This window comes from Microbacterium sorbitolivorans (assembly GCF_003327285.1).
Lineage (GTDB): Bacteria > Actinomycetota > Actinomycetes > Actinomycetales > Microbacteriaceae > Microbacterium > Microbacterium sorbitolivorans.
On the sequence record NZ_KZ848473.1, the window covers coordinates 966042 to 982349 of the forward strand.

Consider the following 16308-nt stretch of genomic DNA (forward strand, 5'->3'; position numbering starts at 1 on the left):
TTAGAGTTACGTTCATGTCTGCTTCGACCGCGCTTCTGACGGATCGCTACGAACTCACGATGCTCGACGCCGCGCTCCGCGACGGCACCGCGCACCGCCAGTGCGTCTTCGAACTCTTCGGCCGCCGACTGTCGGGCGGCCGCCGCTTCGGCGTCGCCGCCGGCCAGGGCCGGCTCATGAGCCTCCTGCGCGACTTCCGCTTCGCCGACGACGAGCTGCGCTTCCTCCGCGACGAGAAGGTCGTGAGCGCCGAGACGCTCGCCTACCTCGAGAACTACCGCTTCCGCGGATCCATCGAGGGGTACCGCGAGGGCGAGCTCTACTTCCCCGGCTCTCCCCTGCTGACGGTGAAGGGTACCTTCGCCGACGCCGTCATCCTCGAGACCCTTGCGCTCAGCGTCATGAACTTCGACTCGGCCGTCGCAACCGCCGCGGCGCGCATGTCGATCGCGGCGGGCGACCGACCGCTCGCCGAGATGGGGTCGCGCCGCGCCCACGAGCACGGCGCCGTCGCCGCGGCGCGCGCCGCCTACATCACGGGCTTCGACGCGACGAGCAACCTCGAGGCCGGCCGCGCGTGGGGCGTCCCGACCATGGGCACCGCCGCGCACGCCTGGACCCTGCTGCACGATACCGAGGAAGACGCGTTCCGCGCGCAGCTCGACTCGCTCGGCGCCTCGACGACCCTGCTCGTCGACACCTACGACATCGCGGAGGGCGTGCGCCGCGCCGTCGAACTCGGCGGCCCGGACCTCGGCGGCGTGCGCATCGACTCGGGCGACCTGCCCCTCGTCGCCGCCGACGTGCGCGACCAACTCGACGCCCTCGGCAACACCGAGACGACGATCACGGTCACGAGCGACCTCGACGAGTACGCCATCGCGGCGCTCGCCGCGAGCCCCGTCGACTCGTACGGCGTCGGCACGTCGCTCGTCACCGGATCCGGCTACCCGACCGCGGGCCTCGTCTACAAGCTCGTCGCGCGCCAGGCCGACTCGGGCGAGTGGATCCCCGTCGCCAAGAAGGCGCAGGGCAAGGGATCCACCGGCGGGGCGAAGCAGGCCTTCCGCCTGCTCGAGAACGGCGTCGCGACCGAGGAGCACGTTCGGCTCGCGTCCGACGCGCCCGCCCCCGACGGATCCCGCGCGCTCGTCGTGCCGTTCGTCACCGGCGGCGAGTTCGACGCGTCGCACGAGGGCACCGCGGGCGTGCGCTCGGCGCGCGAGCACCACATGGCGGTGCGGCGCGAGCTACCCACGCGCGCGCTCGCGCTCAGCAAGTCGGATCCGGCGATTCCGACCTCGCTCGTCTGAATAGCTGGATACGCAGAGAGGGTGACCCGCGACGATGCGGGTCACCCTCTCGAAGTTTGTGGTTACTTCTTCAGCGATTCGTAGATTTCCTTGCAGGTCGGGCAGACCGGGAACTTCTCGGGATCGCGGCCCGGAGTCCACTTCTTGCCGCACAGCGCGCGGACGGGCTTGCCGGTGATCGCCGACTCGACGATCTTGTCCTTCTGCACGTAGTGGCTGAAGCGCTCGTGGTCGCCGGGCTCCTGAAGCTGCTCTTCGAGGAGCTCCTGCAACTCGCGGTCGAGAACGCCGGTTCCGCCGGATCCTGGGGTATCGAGTGGGGTGCTCATGCCTAAAAGTGTAAGGCGGATCCGAGGGCAGGGGCCCTATGCCGCGCGACCGACATCGATCAGGCGGTGGCCGCGCTTCTCAAAGATGACCGCGCCGAGGACGAGGCCGAGAAGCAGCACGCCCACCCCCGTGCCGGCGCCCAGGAGGAGCGCCTCGCGGTCGCGGTCCGCGCCGCCCGCGATCGCGTCGAAGGCGGCGAGCATCGTCGGCGCGCCGATCGCGAGCGTCGCGATGAGGACGAACCCGGGCGCGATGACGCCGCGGCCGCCGGCACGCTGGGGCTGCCGGAACGGGCTGTCTCCCGGTCGCGCGACGGCGTAGGGCGACGTGACCGAGAACACGCTCGAGAGCCCGAAGCCCGTGAGGGTCAGGGCGAGCGCGACGCCGATGAGCGACTCCAGGTGTTCCCAGGCCCCGGCGAAGCTCGCCGTGAGCGCGACGGTCGCAGACAACAGCGGCACCGAGATGATCGCCGCGGGCACGAGGCGCCCCGCGCGGTCGGCGAGGCCGCGCACGCTCGAGACGAAGTGCAGCCAGACGGCCTCGGAGTCGTAGGCGAGGTCGTTGTGCGCGATCCAGCCGAGGAACGCGGCGATGATCGGCAACGGGATGAGCGCCACGATCTTCGGGTCGACGCCCGCGACGAGCAGCGGCACAACGGGCGCGAGGCCCGCGACCGGCACCACGACGAGGTTCGACAGGTACCGGGTGTCGCTCGCCCAGTAGATGATGCTGCGCGCGGCGATCGCGCCCGTCGCGCCGCTCGGCAGGATCCCGAGCCAGCCGAGGCCCGCCTCGCGGTGCGTGTCGACGAGCGGGAGGCTGCGGAACGCGTGCGCGCACACGCCCCACCAGGCGCCGAAGAGGGCGAGCGCCCAGGCACCGGCGGTGAGCAGCGGCGCGACGAACGCGGCGCCGGCCGCGACGACGCTGGCGCCCGCGCCGAGCGGCGTGAACCCCAGAACGGTGACGAGCCAGGCCGCGAACCACGGCGTGCCGTCCTGCCACGACGTGCTGACGGCGAAGATAACGGCGGGCACGACGATTGCGGCCGCGATGATTGCGGCGAGGGTCGCGCCCTCCCGCGTGCGGCCCCCGGCGCGGATCCGGTCGCTCGCGGCGAAGCCCGCGCGGGCGAGCAGCACGCAGCTGACGACGTGCAGCGCCGCCCCGACGCCCGCGACCCACGCGGGCGTGCCGAGCTGGGTGCCGACGACGGCCGCCGCGGCATCGACCGCGATGAGCGCGAGCGCGGGAACGCCGACGAGGCCCGCGAGCGTGGACGCCCCCGCGAGCGCGAGGGACGAGAGCGGCAGCGTCGAGACACCGACGGGGTCGAGCGGATCCGACCGCGTCGACACGAATGGCGCGAGGAAGAACCCGGCCGCGAGGACGGATCCGAAAACGACGAGCGCGGTGCGGGCGGTGTCGCCCGGGGCGTCGCGCAGCATCAGCACGCCGAAGACGAGGCCGTACGTGAGCGCCGCGACCGCGAGGAACGCCAGCGTCGCCGAGACGGGTCGCAGGCGGAACGCGCTCGCGCCCTCGGAGAGCCTCAGGCGGAGGACGTGTGCAACCACTCGAGGCGCCCCTTCTCCTCGCCGCCGGAGAGATCGATGAAGCGCTGCTCGAGCGACATCTCGCCGCGCACCTCGTCGAGCGTGCCCTCGGCGAGCACCTGGCCCGTCACGAGCACCGAGATGCGCGAACACATCTGCTCGATGAGGGTCATGCTGTGGCCCGAGAGGATGACGGTGCCGCCCTGGTCGACGTAGTCGCGCAGCACGCCGAGAAGGCGCTGGGCCGACACGGGGTCGACCGACTCGAAGGGCTCGTCGAGCACGAGCAGACGCGGCGCGTGAATCATCGCGCAGGCGAGCATGAGCTTCTTCGTCATGCCCGTCGAGTAGTCGCTGACGGCGCGGCCGAGCGCCGGGACGAAGTCGAAGGCCTCGGCGAGCTCGGCCGCGCGGGCCCTGGTCTGCGCGCCGGACAGGCCGCGGAGGGCGCCGATGTAGTGGAGGAGCTGCTTGCCGGTCAGTCGGTCGAAGGTGCGCATGCGATCGGGCAACACGCCCATCAGGCGCTTCGCGGCCCGCGGATCCTTGCGCGCGTCGACGTCGAACACGCGGATCTCGCCGCGATCGGCCCGGACGAGCCCCGCGACCATCGACAGGGTGGTCGTCTTGCCCGCGCCGTTCGGGCCGACGAGGCCGTAAAACGACCCGGCGGGAACACTAAGATCGATGCCGGCCACCGCCGGTTCACCCCGGTAAGTTTTGACCACTCCGCGCAACTCGAGCGCGTTCTCCCCCGCCGTGTCTGTCACCCGATCAATCTAACCATCCTGCCCGCGGATCGCCCGCCGCGCCAGACCGATTCCTCCGGATCAGCTCGGAAATCCGATTGTTTCAGGCGCACATTGGTATCTTGAAGGTAGATCGAGGATGACGTTCGGGTGAACTTTGCTCTCATGAGGCATCTCCGCCGGGACCCATCCTCCCCAGTATTAGGAGTTTCCGCATGACCCTCCAGACCGTCATCCTCGCCGCGGGCATGGGCACTCGCCTCGGCCGCGAGCTGCCGAAGTCGCTCACGACTCTCGCCGACGGCCGCACCATCATGCAGCAGCAGCACCAGAACATCCGCGCTGCATTCGGCTTCGACGCTCAGATCACGACGGTCGTCGGCTACCGCGCCGAGACCATCATCGACGCGTTCCCCAACGTCAACTACGTGCACAACGAGGCGTACGACGAGACCAACACCTCGAAGAGCCTGCTGCGCGCGCTCCTCGCGACCGGTCGCGGCGGCGTGCTCTGGATGAACGGCGACGTCGTCTTCGACCCGCGCGTGCTCGGCCGCGCCGTCGCCCTCATCGACCAGGACCAGTCGTTCGTCACGGTCAACACCTCGAAGGTCAGCGACGAAGAGGTCAAGTACACCCTCGACGCCCACGGCTTCGTTGCCGAGCTGTCGAAGACCGTCGAGAACGGCATCGGCGAGGCCGTCGGCATCAACTACATCTCGAGCGCCGACAAGCGCGCCCTCATCGCCCAGCTGCAGCGCGTGGGCGACCAGGACTACTTCGAGCGCGGCCTCGAGCTCGCGATCGCCGAGAACGGCGTGCGCGTTGCCGCGATGGACATCAGCGACCTCTACGCCGTCGAGGTCGACTTCGCCGAAGACCTCGAGCGCGCCAACCAGGTGCTCGCCTAAACAATTTCTGCAGACCCCCCCCGGCCTTCGAATCTCTCTTCGAATGTCGGGGGTCTTTCGTATGTTCGGTGCATGAACATCGACGAATCCTCCGCCGTCCCGTCGCCCTGGCGCGTGCGGCACTCCTTCCCACACCCCGTCGTGACCAACGTCTCCGATGCGCCGCTCGCGCTCGCGCGCGCGATGATCAGGGAGGGCGACGAGGTACACCTCGAGCAATGGGGCCTCGTGCTCCCCGGCGACCAGAACGAGATCTGCCTGTGCGGGCTAGAGACGGGCGATCTGTGCGTCACCCTCAGCTGGCGTAGCACGGGCGCAGAGGGGCGCGAGCTGCTGTGGCAGTTCGTCTTCTAGTAGATCGCGCGATAGGCGCGGCGGCGCGTCTTCGCCTGCGAGTAGCCGTAGGGCTCGCGGCCGTGCGGGAGGTCGTTAGGGTCGAGGCCCGTCACGAGCTCGGCGACATCGATCTCGAGCGCCGTCGCGATCTGCACGAGCGTCGCGATCGTCGGGTTGCCGATCCCCCGCTCGATGCGCTGGAAGTTCGTCAGGTCCATGTCGGCGCACTCAGCGAGCACTCGCGCGCTCACGCCGGTCGTGGCGCGAATCTTCTGGATGCGCCGTCCCACTTCCCGGGCGATCTCCGACTCTGTTTGGACCATCCCTCGATGGTCGCCGAGGCTCGGTTCACACGCCTAAGCACCTGTGCCCGGGTTTTTACGCACAGGCATATATGCCCCATGCGGCCGAGCGGCCGGCGCGCGGGTGCCTTACGCCGCCCGGCGCTCGTTCCACTCGTCCCACTTCGCCAGCAGCTGCTCGATGGCGTCGTGAAAGCGCGCCGTCGGTGCGCCAGGAGAAGTGTCGCCGAAGTAGTGCTGCGACCAGTGCGCGATCCGCGCGGTGGTCTCCGGATCCTCGAGCACGCGCGTCACGTGCGCGCGCACGTCCCTCGCCTCGTCGGCGCTCAGCCACTCGCAGGCGCCGAGGTAGCCGCCCTCGTCGACCGACGCCGCCGGGTTCACGGGGCGCGTCACGATGAGCGGCTTGCCCGTCGCAAGGCGGTCGTAGATCATCGCCGAGATGTCCGAGATCGCCACGTCGGCCGCGGCGATCTGCCACCCCACCTCGGGGCCGTCGTCGTACACGTGCTGCGCCGACGGATCCGCGTGGTTGGCGGCCTTGATCGCGTGAACGATGCGGTGGTGCGCGCTGCCGTAGGCGGCGTCGACCACGCCGCTGCGCGGGTGGGGACGGTAGATCAGGCGGTACGCCGAGTCGGCGAGCAACGCCTTGACGAGCTGCTCGCCGTGTGTCGCGATGGATCCGTATGCCGCGGCCGGGCGGTCGCCCTCCCACGTCGGCGTGTAGAGCACGACGGTGCGGCCATCGGGCGTGTACGGCAGCTCGCCCGAGTAATGATCGGCCTGCGGGCGGCCGATCGCGATCGTGCGTCGATCGAGGTCGTAATCCCACAGCGTGCGAGAGAGGCGGTCGCGGGCCGCCTGACCGGCAATCAGGGCGTAGTCGTACGCCTTGAACTGGTTGGTCGTCATGTACATCTTGTCGGACTCGCCGTGGTTGATGAACACGTGCCAGCGCTCGCCATAGCGGAACATCTGGAAGTTGCGCGTGTTCTGGTTCACGTACAAGACGATGCGGATGTCTTGCGCGTCGAGGAACTTCTCGAGCTGGGCCACGCGGCGCACGTAGGCCACCGGCAGCACGCCGTCCTTCAGGATCGCGCCGGCGCCCGTGACCTTGCGCGAGAGCACGACGACGGGATGCGTCTTCGACAGCTCGGCGAGGGGGCCGTACCACTGACGAATCTGATACATGTTGACGTCGTCATCAGCGAAGTACACCGCGATGCGGAAGCGGTTCTTCTCGAGCGGCCCCTGCGCCCGGAGCGCCTTGACGGTCGTCTGGTGGGTCGCTCGAGAACGCGCCGCCTTCATGACAAGTCGCACGGCCTTCTTCGCGTCATTCACCAACTTCACGACACCCACGTTATCCAGCCGACCTCCGACGACCCCGTGGGATGATCGACAAATGAGTAACGATCCCAGCTCGATGCGCCCGCAGGCCGATCGCCGCGACGCGCCCGTCGTGCCGGCGGGAGCCGGAGTGTCGTACATCATGCCCGTGCTCAACGAGGTCGACTACCTCGAGGACGCGGTCGCGTCGACGCTCGCGCAGGAGGTCGACGGCCCGATCGAGCTCGTCATTGCCCTCGCGCCCTCCGACGACGGCACGACCGAGCTCGCCCGCGAGCTCGCGGCGAAGGATCCGCGGATCATCCTGGTCGACAACCCGGCGTCGGACAACCCCGTGGGGCTCAACCTCTGCATCCGCGCCTCGCAGTACCCGACGATCGTGCGCGTCGACGCGCACTCGGAGCTGAGCCCCGGCTACACGATGCGCGCGCTCGAGACCCTCAACCGTACGCGCGCCGCCAACGTCGGCGGCACCATGCACGCCGAGGGGCGCACGCCCTTCCAGCGCGCCGTCGCGGCCGCCTATAACTCGAAGATCGGGCTCGGCGGCGGCGCCTACCACGGCTCGGGCCAGGAGTCGGAGGCCGACTCGGCCTACCTCGGCGTCATGCGCCGCGAGGCCGTCGAAGAGATCGGCATGTTCGACGAGACGCTGCGCCGCGGATCCGATTGGGAGATGAACCTGCGCCTGCGCCAGGCGGGCTACCGGGTGATGTTCGACCCGAAGCTGTCGGTCGCGTACTGGCCCCGCGAGAGCTGGTCGCAGCTCTCGCGTCAGTTCCTCGCGACGGGCCGCTGGCGCGGCGAGCTCGTGCGCCGCTACGGCTTCCGCAACTCGACGCGGTACTTCGCGCCGCCCGCCCTCGTCGTCATGCTGACGCTCGGGCTGCTCGTCGCGGGCCTACGCATCGGCGGCGCGCTGCGCGGCGTCCTCGCGGGCGTGCTGAGCCTCATCTTCCTGCCGATCGCGCTCTACGCGCTCGTGATCGCCGGCTACTCGGCCCTGCAGAAGAAGGCGTCGCTCCGCGAGAAGATCTGGTCGCTCGCGGTCGTCCCCACGATGCACGTCGCCTGGGGCGCCGGATTCATCGTGGGCGTCGTGCGCGGCGCGCGCGACACGATCGACACCTCTCGCGTCAGCAGGTAGCCGCGTCAGCCGGTAGGGCGCGTCGTCTGATGGGGCGCGTCAGCGCTCCAGCAGGCCCCGGTCGAAGATCCGTGCCGTCACGCGCTCGGCCGCGCGGCCGTCGTCGCGCGCGTTGAAGACCTTCCGCCACGCGGCGTACCGGTCCGCGTACGGCGCCGGATCCTCCCCCAGCGCCTCGACGAGCTCGTCGGTCGTGCGCACGACGGGTCCCGGGGCGCGCTCGGCGAGATCGAAGTAGAAGCCGCGCAGATCGCTGCGGTAGTGCTCGAGGTCGGGCACGAGGAAGTAGATCGGCTTGCCCGTGATCGTGAAGTCGAACATGACCGACGAGTAGTCCGTGATCATCGCGTCGGCCGCGCACATGAGCCGCGCGACATCGGCGTAGCCCGTCACGTCGATCACGCGGGCGCCCGTCGCGCTCTGCCCGGGCAACAGCGTGCGGCTGTGCCCGCGCACGAGCACGACCGCGCCGGTGCGCTCGGCGAGCTCCTGCGGATCCATGAAGTCGACCATCTCGCTGCGGTCGTCGCGCCACGTGGGCGCGTAGAGCAGGACCCGCTCGTCGTCGCCGATGCCGAGCTGGCGGCGCGTGGATCCGCCGTCGCCGCCCTGCAGCACGTCGTTGCGCGGGTAGCCCTCGACCCACATCTCGCGGCCGCGGAAGGCGTACGCCCGGGCGAGGATCCGCGCGGCGTACGAGTTCTGCGCGAGCAGGATGTTCCAGCGGCGCGACTCCTTGAGCACGGCGCCCCACGCGCGCGGGCGGAAGCCGGGGCGCGTCAGCGCGAGGCGCTTAAGCGGCGTACCGTGCCAGGTCTGCAGCACCGTCTGCCCGCTGCGGCGCGCGTAGCGGCGGCGCAGCCAGTCGTTGACGATCAGCAGGCGGCTCGCGCTGCGCGCCCGCCACCAATCGGACGAGCCCTCGACGACCGCGATCGCGCCCTCGGGCACCTCGACCGAGTAGTCGATGACGCTCCAGTAGCGCGTGACGCCCGGGGCGACCCGCGCGATCTCGCGGTCGATCGCGAGCGGGTTATCGCCCGCGACGCGGCCGTAGAAGCTCTCGAAGAACACCGCGTTCTCGAGCGGCGAGGTGTGCAGCGTGTAGCGGCGCTCGAGCGCGGCGCGGCCCTCCGGCTCCTCGACCGACGGATCCAGTGGCGGGCCGATCTCGACGCGGTCGCCGTCGACGGCGACGCGCAGGGTGCCCTCGATCGTCATCGGCACCGCGCCGGCCACCCCGACGCCCTCCACCTCGACGCGGTATTCGCCGCTCGGCAGCGGCAGCTCCGCGCCGCCCCAGCGAGCGCGGTGCAGCGGCAGCCGCGCCGACCACGCGGATCCGTCGGCGACCGGATCCGCTTCGACGCCCGCGCGCGGGCCCGCGAGCGCCACGCGCCCCGGTGCGGTGCCGGATCCGGAGACGATGAGCGCCGGGACGGCGCCTGTCGTGTCGAGCGTGATGGTCGCGGTCATCCACGGGCCTTTCCGATGCGGGCGAAGACCTCGTCGATCACGCGCCGCGTGTTGTGTCCATCATCAAAATCGTGCACCCGGGCGCTCAGGGCGCGGGCGCGCTCGGTGCGCCGGGCGAGGGCGTCGGGGTCGCCGAGGGCCTCGTCGAGCTCGGGGATCAGCTCGCTCCAGCTGCGCGCCACGTCGTCGCCCGCGACATCGGCGTAGACGCCATAGAAGCCGCGGCGGCGGGCATACTCGTCGAGGTCGGGCGCGAGGAAGAACGCCGGCAGCGGCACGAGCGACGCGTCGAATGCGAGCGAGGAGTAGTCGGTGACGATCGCGTCGAACACGGGCAGCGCGCGGTTGATGTCGGCGAGCAGGCCGGCCCCCAGCATCGCGACGCGATCGGTCGCGGCCGGCGGCACGTACTCCCCCTCGCCGAGGCGGTGCGAGCGCACCACCAGCGCGGCGTCGTGGCGCTCGAGCAGCCCGAGCAGGCGGTCCCACTCGTCGGGGCTCGGGACTCCGGGATCCGGGTCGCCGTTGCGCCACGTCGGCGCGTAGAGCACGAGCCGCCGGCCGGACGACAGGGCGGGTACGAGCGACGCCACGAGCGCCTGCGCCTCGGCGCGGCGCGATGCCGCGTCGCCGCGCGAGAGCACGTCGACTCGCGGCTCGCCGACGACGGCGACCTTCTCGTGCGAGATGCCGAACGCCGACTCGAGGCGCCCGCGCACGAGGTGACTCGCCGCCGGGATGACCCCGATGCGCTGGGCCGAGCGGCGATACATCCACCTGAGCAGACCGCGCACGAGGCGCGAGTTCGGCAGGAACGAGCTACGCGACACCTCGGGGGCATCGAGCCCGATGCGCTTCAGCGGGATCCCGTGCCAGAGCTGGGCGACGAAGGCGCCCGTCACGGCGTAGGGGTTGACGTCGCCGAAACCGAACGCCACGACGGCGACGCGCGCGCGGGCCGTGGCCCAGAAACCGCGCCAGCTGAACTTGGGGAGCGTCGCGATCCCGAGCCGCTCGGCGTCTCGCGCCTCGTCGTCGCTCGTCGTGAGCCACACCGCGTCAACGCCTCGCGAGGTCGCCTCGCGCCAGGCTTCGAGCGGGCCGTCTGCGATTCCGGCGCCGCACCCGAAGACCCACCGGTTTCCGCGCGGCACGACCAGCGTGACGAGGCGGCCGAGGCCATACAGCGGCAGGCGGGCGAGCTTGGCAGTATTGCCCGAACCGAAAGAGAAAGACGCCACCCGTCGAGCCTAACGGGTGGCGCCTTTCTGATCGGTTTACATCTCGCCGAGCGTGACCTCGGTTTCGTGCTCCGAGCCGTCGCGCACGTAGGTGATCGTGACCTTCGTGCCCGCGGCGTTCGCGCGGATCTGCGCGGTCAGGTCGATGGCGTCGTTGACGCGCACGCCGTCGACCTTCGTGATGATGTCGCCCTTCTGCAGGCCGCCCGCCTCGGCGCCGCCGCCCGATACCGGGTCCTCGGCGATGTAGGCGCCGGTCGTCGTCGTACCCTCGACGCTCGCCGCGGGTGCGACGCTCGCGCCGAGAAGGCCGTGCGTGGCGCTGCCGTTCGCGATGATCTCGTTCGACACGCGCTCGGTGATGTTCGACGGGATCGCGAAGCCGAGGCCGATCGATCCGGACTCGCCGCTCGTCGAGCTCGCGGTCGCGATCGCGACGTTGATGCCGATCAGCTCGCCCGAGCTGTTGAGCAGCGCGCCACCCGAGTTACCGGGGTTGATGGCGGCGTCGGTCTGGAGCACCGCGATCTTGATCGAGTCGCTCGTCGTGGTGGTCGAGTTGTCACCCTGGCCGTTCTGGCCGTCCTGACCGGGCAGGTCGAAGAACCACGGCGACTGCTGCTGCGAGCTGTCGTCCTGCTGCGTCGTCTCATCGTCGGGCGCGGCCGAAGATGCGATCTCGATCGAGCGGTTGACGTTGCTGATGACGCCCGTCGTGACGGTGTTGTTGAGGCCCATGGGCGCACCGATCGCGACCGAGGTGTCGCCGACGTTGAGCTTCGACGAGTCGGCGAACGTCACCGGCGTGAGGCCGCTGGCGCCCTCGAGCTTGATGACCGCGAGGTCGTACGTCGGGTCGGTGCCGACGACCGTGGCGTCGTAGATGGTGCCGTCAGACATCGTCACGCGCAGCTGCGCGTTGGCGGCCTCGCCGCCGAGAGTCACGACGTGCGTGTTGGTGAGGACGTAACCGTCCTCGCTCAACACGACACCGGATCCGCTGCCGCTGGCCGTGTCGCTCGCGGCCTCGATCGTGACGACGCTGGGGAGCGCCTTCGCCGCGATCGCCGCCGTCTCGTTGACGTCGTCGGGGTTGTTGATCGTGACGTTCTGCGCGCCCGTCGCCGACGAGGTGACCTGCTGGGTCGACGAGTCGTTACCGAAGTTGCTGAACCCGAGCCACGCGCCGCCGAGGCCGACGCCGCCGCCGATGAGGGCCGCGACGACCATGAGGCCCGCGACCTTCGCGCCGATGCCGGGCTTCGACTTCTTCTGCTTCTGCTCGGGCTGGGCCCACGCGTATTCCGCCTGGGGCTGGGTCACAAACGCCGGCTCAGCGGTGGCCGTCGTCTGCGGGCGGGCGTAGGCACCGGGCTGTGCCTGACCCGCGGCGGGGTACTGCGGCTGCTGCTGACCGGGCTGCGACTGTGCCGCCGGGCCGACATAACCGCCGCGCGCTGCCTGCTCTGCGGCAGAGCGCTCGGGAAGCGGGGGGATCATTGAACCGCTGTCAGTGCTCATGACTGCTCCTTCTGGGCTGATAAATTCAGCATGCGCCGGTTTCCTATGAGCCGTCTATGTTCAGATTAGGGCAAGTGTGTGAGTTCGTCGCGGGTAGCCTGACGACATGACGCAGGTACCCGGATCGTGGCGGCGCGCGGCCGCCGGAGCCCGCCTCCTCGGCGCGGACGGCGAGGTCGCACCCACAATTTTCGCAGAGATGTCGGCCCTCGCGGGCCGCACGGGAGCGATCAACCTGGGCCAGGGATTCCCCGACGACGAGGGGCCGGCCGAGGTTCTCGAGGCCGCGAGGCGCGCGATCGCCGACGGGCAGAACCAGTACCCGCCCGGCCGCGGCACGCCCGATCTGCGGGCCGCGATCGCCGAACACCAGGAACGCTTCTACGGGCTCTCGTGGGATCCCGGATCCGAGATCCTCGTCACCGCCGGCGCCACCGAGGCGCTGACCGCTTCGCTCCTCGCCCTGCTCGAACCGGGCGACGAGGTCGTCGTCTTCGAGCCCTTCTACGACTCCTATGCCGCCGCGATCGCGCTGGCGGGCGCCCGCCTCGTTCCCGTCCGCCTGCGCTGGCCCGGCTTCCAACCGGATCCGGAGGAGCTCGCCGCAGCCGTCACCGACCGCACCCGCGCGATCCTCGTCAACGACCCGCACAACCCCACCGGCACGATGTTCACCGCCGAGGTACGGTCACTCGTCGTCGAGCTCGCCGAGCGGCACGACGCGCTCATCATCACCGACGAGGTATACGAGCACCTCGCCTTCGCGCGGGCGCACTCTCCCATCGCGGCGATCCCCGGCGCGCGCGATCGCACGATCTCGATCTCGTCGGGCGGGAAGACCTTCCGCACGACCGGATGGAAGATCGGGTGGCTGACGGCGCCCGCCGAGCTCGTCACGGCGATCCTCACGGTTAAGCAGTACCTCACCTACGTCAACGGCTCGCCGTTCCAGCCCGCGATAGCGGCCGGGCTTCGGCTGCCGGACGCCTTCTTCGACGAGCTCGCCCTCGACATGCGCGCCAAGTCGGAGGCGCTCGGGCGCGGCCTCGACGCCGCAGGATTCGCCGTGTCGAGACCCGCCGGCACCTACTTCACGGTCGCCGACGCCGCCTCACTCGGCTACGACGACGCCGCCGAATTCTGCCGGGCGCTCCCCGGCCTCGCAGGCGTCGTCGGCGTGCCGCTCAGCGCGTTCGTCACGGCGGAGCACCACGACGAGTACCGCTCGCTCGTGCGGTTCGCCGCATGCAAGCGCATCGGCATGCTCGAGGAGGCCGCGGGCCGCCTCGCTCAGCTCGCGGGCGTCACCCGGTAGCGGCGCAACTTCAGCGCGGGATTCGTCTCGCGCACCTCGGCGATGCGCTCGCGCGTCGCCCAGCCGACCGCGACGTCGGCCTCCGTGCCGAGCGCGGCCGTCACGACGCCCCGCGGATCCACGATCATCGATCGCCCCACCCCGATCGGCGGCGTGTGGTCGGCCGCGACGACGTAAGCGGTGTTCTCGATCGCGCGCGCCGCGATGAGCGTCTCCCAGTGGTGTTCCTTCAGCGGGCCGCGCACCCACTCCGACGGCACGAGGAGCACCTCGGCGCCGGCGTCGACGAGCGTGCGCGCCGCCTCCGGGAATCGCAGGTCGTAGCAGGTCATGAGCCCGAAGCGCAGGCCGTCGACGACAAAGGTTTCCGGATCCGCGAGCTCCCCCGGCTCGATCCACTCGCTCTCGGTCTGCCCGAAGGCGTCGTAGAGGTGCTGCTTGCGGTAGCTCGCGACGACGCCGGTCGAGTCGACCGCGACCGCGGTGTTGCGCACGCGCTCCCCGTCGCCCCTCTCGACGAGGCCCGCGACGATCGTCAGATCGTGCTGCGCCGCGATCGTCGCGAGCGAGCGCGTGAACGGGCCGTCGAGATCCTGCGCGTGCGCGGCGAGGCTCGCATCGAACGGATCCACGAAGTAGCTCGCATACTCGGGCGCGACGAGGACTCGCGCGCCGCGCGCGGCGGCCGTCGCCGCAGCCTCCGCGAGGCTCGTGAGGTTGGCGTCGACGTCGGCCGCCGGCGCGAACTGGAAGACGGCGATGCCGACGGGCTCGTGTGCACTCATGCCGCCATCCTGCCACGCGCCCAGCCCGCGCACAGGCTCGCCCGGGAATCGCCCCGGCTTGGCCCGCGGGTGAACGGTGGGTAAAGTAGAAGACGTGCCGCGGGATGGAGCAGTTCGGTAGCTCGCTGGGCTCATAACCCAGAGGTCGTAGGTTCAAATCCTGCTCCCGCAACCAATGCGAAGTCCCGGATCCAACAGGATCCGGGCCTTCTGCGTTCCCCCGCCCTTACTCCGCGAGGTCGCACTCTTTTCGCGAGATCTCACTCATTTCGGTGCGATCTCAGGAAAAGAGTGAGATCTCGCGGGCCTGGCGGGGCTATTCCGTCAGGTAGCAGGCCCACGCGTCGTCGCCGTCGGCCTCGGGTAGCTGCAGGTAGACGCCGGCGTGCGCCATGCCGTCCGCCATGATGCGGTCGCGCATCGCCGCACAGAGTTCAGACTGGGCTGCGTCCGCCGTTCCGTGGAGTCCGAAGCCGGTCACGCCGTCGGTCACCTGGATCCGCGTGACGCCATGCTCCTCTGCCATTGTCGCGAGGTCGACGAGGAGGTCCTGCCGACCCTCGATTGGGCCCATGTCGAGGCGCAGAAACGCGTCGGACGTGGTCCAGCCGTCGACCGATACCTCCCACACGGTGTTATCCACGCCGTCGACGTCGAACCGGGTCGCCGTCACGGCGTCGTACGATTCCGCGAGCTCGATGAGGTCGGCCGCCTCAACCCGGCAGTCCAGCGTCACGCGAGCCTCCGGCGCATCCCCGTAAGTCTCGTGGCTGAGCGTGGCCGTCGCGCACGGCGAGTCCGCCGTCGTGTCGACCATGGCTCGCAGCACCTCGGGTCCCGGGTTCTCATCGGTGATGATCCCGGCAAACACGCTGGCGCCCGCAATCGACCCCAGGGCGATCGCGTTGAGTTCGGCGTCGTCGACGATGCCCGCCGCCTCGCCCTCGACCGCCGAGAGCGCCGCGAGCTGTTCGTCGGGGCTCGGCAGCTCGTCCCACATCAGCTGAACATCGACCCCCGTGGCCGATCCGGGGGTCATCGCGATGATCCCCGTGTCGGCGATCCCCGTGTCCTGAACGTAGGTCTGCAGCTCGGCGAGCGTCGTCGGATCCGAAAGCGGGGTTTCCGTCGGCTCCGCCGTCGGTGCCGGATCCGGCGCCGTCTCGCTCGTGCAGCCCGCCGCGAGAAGCGTCAGGGCAACGATCGGAATCGACAGGCTTCGCACGCGCATTTCCCCAGCCTATGCGCAAGGCGCCGACGGCATCGGCCCCCAAGCCCGCGAGATCTCACCCATCTCGCGAGATCGCATCGAATTCAGTGAGATCTCGCGAAAAGAGTGCGATCTCGCGGATGTGGGGGCGGTGGTCGTGGGGCCGAGTTGCGGGGGTGGCGTGGCGCGTGTATAGTGGTCTCTTGTGCCGCGGGATGGAGCAGTTCGGTAGCTCGCTGGGCTCATAACCCAGAGGTCGTAGGTTCAAATCCTGCTCCCGCAACCAAGAACAGCCCCGATCTAGACTTTCTAGATCGGGGCTGTTGCCTTTCCATAGCTCCTACTCCGCGACGGTGATGGTGCCTTCCATGCCCATCGCGCGGTGGTTCGACACCGAGCACCAGAAGTCCATGTCCTCCCCCACCACGCCGACGTTCACCGTCTCGGTCTCGCCGGGGTTCAGGCGCTCCGACGCCTCGCCGTTGCCGAACTCGATGTCGTGCAGATCGGTACCGGTGTTCTCGAACTCAACGACGAGCTCGTCGCCGAGCGGCACCTCGATCTCGGACGGCGTGTAGCTCATCCCCTGCACCTGAACCGTGACCGTCGTCGTGTGACCCGTCGGTTCGACGTCCGGCTCCGACGAGCAGCCGGTAAGCGTCGCGGCCGCGACGAGCGCGAGCCCCAGGGCAAGGATCCGTTTCTTCATGGATCCATTCTCTCGCGCCCGCGGGCGCGCGGCCGGAAACGCCGAAGG

16 protein-coding genes and 2 tRNA genes are annotated in these 16308 nt (G+C 70.0%); 7 read left to right on the forward strand and 11 right to left on the reverse strand.

Annotation, left to right across the window (positions count from 1 at the left end):
- The first annotated feature begins 14 nt into the window (after positions 1-14).
- Positions 15-1313, forward strand: coding sequence for a nicotinate phosphoribosyltransferase (locus DTO57_RS04890; RefSeq protein ID WP_114117051.1), 1299 nt, complete (start codon positions 15-17; stop codon positions 1311-1313).
- Positions 1314-1375: 62 nt separating this feature from the next.
- Here DTO57_RS04890 and DTO57_RS04895 read toward each other — a convergent pair whose 3' ends face one another.
- The 3 genes from DTO57_RS04895 to DTO57_RS04905 are packed head-to-tail and all read right to left on the reverse strand — an operon-like array spanning position 1376 to position 3900.
- Entirely contained in the window at positions 1376-1642 is a 267-nt protein-coding gene (locus DTO57_RS04895; protein WP_114117052.1) for a DUF3039 domain-containing protein, read from the reverse strand.
- Between the two features lie 36 nt (positions 1643-1678).
- Positions 1679-3223, reverse strand: a complete 1545-nt coding sequence (locus tag DTO57_RS04900; protein WP_114117053.1) for a hypothetical protein — start codon at positions 3221-3223, stop codon at positions 1679-1681.
- Positions 3199-3900 carry an ABC transporter ATP-binding protein gene (locus tag DTO57_RS04905; RefSeq protein WP_229730539.1) on the reverse strand — a complete coding sequence of 234 codons (702 nt, stop codon included), beginning with the start codon at positions 3898-3900 and terminating at the stop codon, positions 3199-3201. Before DTO57_RS04905 ends, DTO57_RS04900 begins: the two co-directional genes overlap by 25 nt.
- A gap of 266 nt (positions 3901-4166) precedes the next feature.
- On the opposite strand from DTO57_RS04905, the gene DTO57_RS04910 reads away from it, so the two are divergent.
- Both DTO57_RS04910 and DTO57_RS04915 read left to right on the forward strand, forming a co-directional pair.
- Positions 4167-4862, forward strand: a complete 696-nt coding sequence (locus DTO57_RS04910; protein ID WP_114117055.1) for a phosphocholine cytidylyltransferase family protein — start codon at positions 4167-4169, stop codon at positions 4860-4862.
- Between the two features lie 72 nt (positions 4863-4934).
- Positions 4935-5216: a hypothetical protein gene (locus tag DTO57_RS04915; RefSeq protein ID WP_114117056.1), complete on the forward strand. Its 282-nt coding sequence runs from the start codon at positions 4935-4937 to the stop codon at positions 5214-5216.
- Here DTO57_RS04915 and DTO57_RS04920 read toward each other — a convergent pair.
- Positions 5213-5521: a helix-turn-helix domain-containing protein gene (locus DTO57_RS04920; RefSeq protein WP_114117057.1), complete on the reverse strand. Its 309-nt coding sequence runs from the start codon at positions 5519-5521 to the stop codon at positions 5213-5215. The genes DTO57_RS04915 and DTO57_RS04920 overlap by 4 nt on opposite strands.
- A gap of 108 nt (positions 5522-5629) precedes the next feature.
- Positions 5630-6859: a CDP-glycerol glycerophosphotransferase family protein gene (locus DTO57_RS04925; protein ID WP_114117290.1), complete on the reverse strand. Its 1230-nt coding sequence runs from the start codon at positions 6857-6859 to the stop codon at positions 5630-5632.
- 52 nt (positions 6860-6911) lie between these two features.
- Here DTO57_RS04925 and DTO57_RS04930 point away from each other — a divergent pair, with 52 nt between their 5' ends.
- Complete coding sequence (locus DTO57_RS04930) at positions 6912-8003, forward strand: glycosyltransferase family 2 protein (RefSeq protein ID WP_229730538.1); 1092 nt, start codon at positions 6912-6914, stop codon at positions 8001-8003.
- Positions 8004-8042: 39 nt separating this feature from the next.
- On the opposite strand, the gene DTO57_RS04935 is transcribed toward DTO57_RS04930, so the two are convergent.
- From DTO57_RS04935 to DTO57_RS04945, 3 genes are read right to left on the reverse strand one after another with little or no spacing between them, the layout of a single operon-like run.
- Positions 8043-9479: a CDP-glycerol glycerophosphotransferase family protein gene (locus DTO57_RS04935; protein ID WP_114117058.1), complete on the reverse strand. Its 1437-nt coding sequence runs from the start codon at positions 9477-9479 to the stop codon at positions 8043-8045.
- Entirely contained in the window at positions 9476-10720 is a 1245-nt protein-coding gene (locus DTO57_RS04940) for a CDP-glycerol glycerophosphotransferase family protein (protein WP_114117059.1), read from the reverse strand. The genes DTO57_RS04935 and DTO57_RS04940 overlap by 4 nt, the downstream gene beginning before the upstream one ends.
- Before the next feature lie 36 nt (positions 10721-10756).
- On the reverse strand, positions 10757-12241 hold the full coding sequence (locus DTO57_RS04945) for a S1C family serine protease (protein WP_114117060.1): 1485 nt from the start codon (positions 12239-12241) through the stop codon (positions 10757-10759).
- A gap of 106 nt (positions 12242-12347) precedes the next feature.
- Between DTO57_RS04945 and DTO57_RS04950 the strand changes: the two genes are divergently transcribed.
- On the forward strand, positions 12348-13556 hold the full coding sequence (locus tag DTO57_RS04950) for an aminotransferase class I/II-fold pyridoxal phosphate-dependent enzyme (RefSeq protein ID WP_114117061.1): 1209 nt from the start codon (positions 12348-12350) through the stop codon (positions 13554-13556).
- Here DTO57_RS04950 and DTO57_RS04955 read toward each other — a convergent pair.
- Entirely contained in the window at positions 13532-14341 is an 810-nt protein-coding gene (locus DTO57_RS04955; RefSeq protein ID WP_114117062.1) for a carbon-nitrogen hydrolase family protein, read from the reverse strand. The genes DTO57_RS04950 and DTO57_RS04955 overlap by 25 nt on opposite strands.
- Positions 14342-14439: 98 nt before the next feature.
- Here DTO57_RS04955 and DTO57_RS04960 point away from each other — a divergent pair.
- Positions 14440-14516: transfer RNA gene (locus DTO57_RS04960), tRNA-Met, on the forward strand.
- 141 nt (positions 14517-14657) lie between these two features.
- Here the strand turns inward: DTO57_RS04960 and DTO57_RS04965 are convergent.
- Positions 14658-15572: a hypothetical protein gene (locus DTO57_RS04965; RefSeq protein ID WP_114117063.1), complete on the reverse strand. Its 915-nt coding sequence runs from the start codon at positions 15570-15572 to the stop codon at positions 14658-14660.
- Between the two features lie 188 nt (positions 15573-15760).
- Here DTO57_RS04965 and DTO57_RS04970 point away from each other — a divergent pair.
- A tRNA-Met gene (locus DTO57_RS04970) sits at positions 15761-15837 on the forward strand.
- A 54-nt stretch (positions 15838-15891) separates the two neighbouring features.
- Here DTO57_RS04970 and DTO57_RS04975 read toward each other — a convergent pair.
- Entirely contained in the window at positions 15892-16260 is a 369-nt protein-coding gene (locus DTO57_RS04975) for a cupredoxin domain-containing protein (protein ID WP_114117064.1), read from the reverse strand.
- Between the last annotated feature and the right edge of the window lie 48 nt (positions 16261-16308).

What these genes read in the sequence shown, in the direction of transcription:
- DTO57_RS04890 (WP_114117051.1), top strand. Translation starts at nt 15, where the DNA reads ATGTCTGCTTCGACCGCGCTTCTGACGGATCGCTACGAACTCACGATG.
- DTO57_RS04895 (WP_114117052.1), bottom strand. Translation starts at nt 1,642, where the DNA reads ATGAGCACCCCACTCGATACCCCAGGATCCGGCGGAACCGGCGTTCTC.
- DTO57_RS04910 (WP_114117055.1), top strand. Translation starts at nt 4,167, where the DNA reads ATGACCCTCCAGACCGTCATCCTCGCCGCGGGCATGGGCACTCGCCTC.
- DTO57_RS04915 (WP_114117056.1), top strand. Translation starts at nt 4,935, where the DNA reads ATGAACATCGACGAATCCTCCGCCGTCCCGTCGCCCTGGCGCGTGCGG.
- DTO57_RS04920 (WP_114117057.1), bottom strand. Translation starts at nt 5,521, where the DNA reads ATGGTCCAAACAGAGTCGGAGATCGCCCGGGAAGTGGGACGGCGCATC.
- DTO57_RS04930 (WP_229730538.1), top strand. Translation starts at nt 6,912, where the DNA reads ATGAGTAACGATCCCAGCTCGATGCGCCCGCAGGCCGATCGCCGCGAC.
- DTO57_RS04935 (WP_114117058.1), bottom strand. Translation starts at nt 9,479, where the DNA reads ATGACCGCGACCATCACGCTCGACACGACAGGCGCCGTCCCGGCGCTC.
- DTO57_RS04945 (WP_114117060.1), bottom strand. Translation starts at nt 12,241, where the DNA reads ATGAGCACTGACAGCGGTTCAATGATCCCCCCGCTTCCCGAGCGCTCT.
- DTO57_RS04950 (WP_114117061.1), top strand. Translation starts at nt 12,348, where the DNA reads ATGACGCAGGTACCCGGATCGTGGCGGCGCGCGGCCGCCGGAGCCCGC.
- DTO57_RS04955 (WP_114117062.1), bottom strand. Translation starts at nt 14,341, where the DNA reads ATGAGTGCACACGAGCCCGTCGGCATCGCCGTCTTCCAGTTCGCGCCG.
- DTO57_RS04965 (WP_114117063.1), bottom strand. Translation starts at nt 15,572, where the DNA reads ATGCGCGTGCGAAGCCTGTCGATTCCGATCGTTGCCCTGACGCTTCTC.
- DTO57_RS04975 (WP_114117064.1), bottom strand. Translation starts at nt 16,260, where the DNA reads ATGAAGAAACGGATCCTTGCCCTGGGGCTCGCGCTCGTCGCGGCCGCG.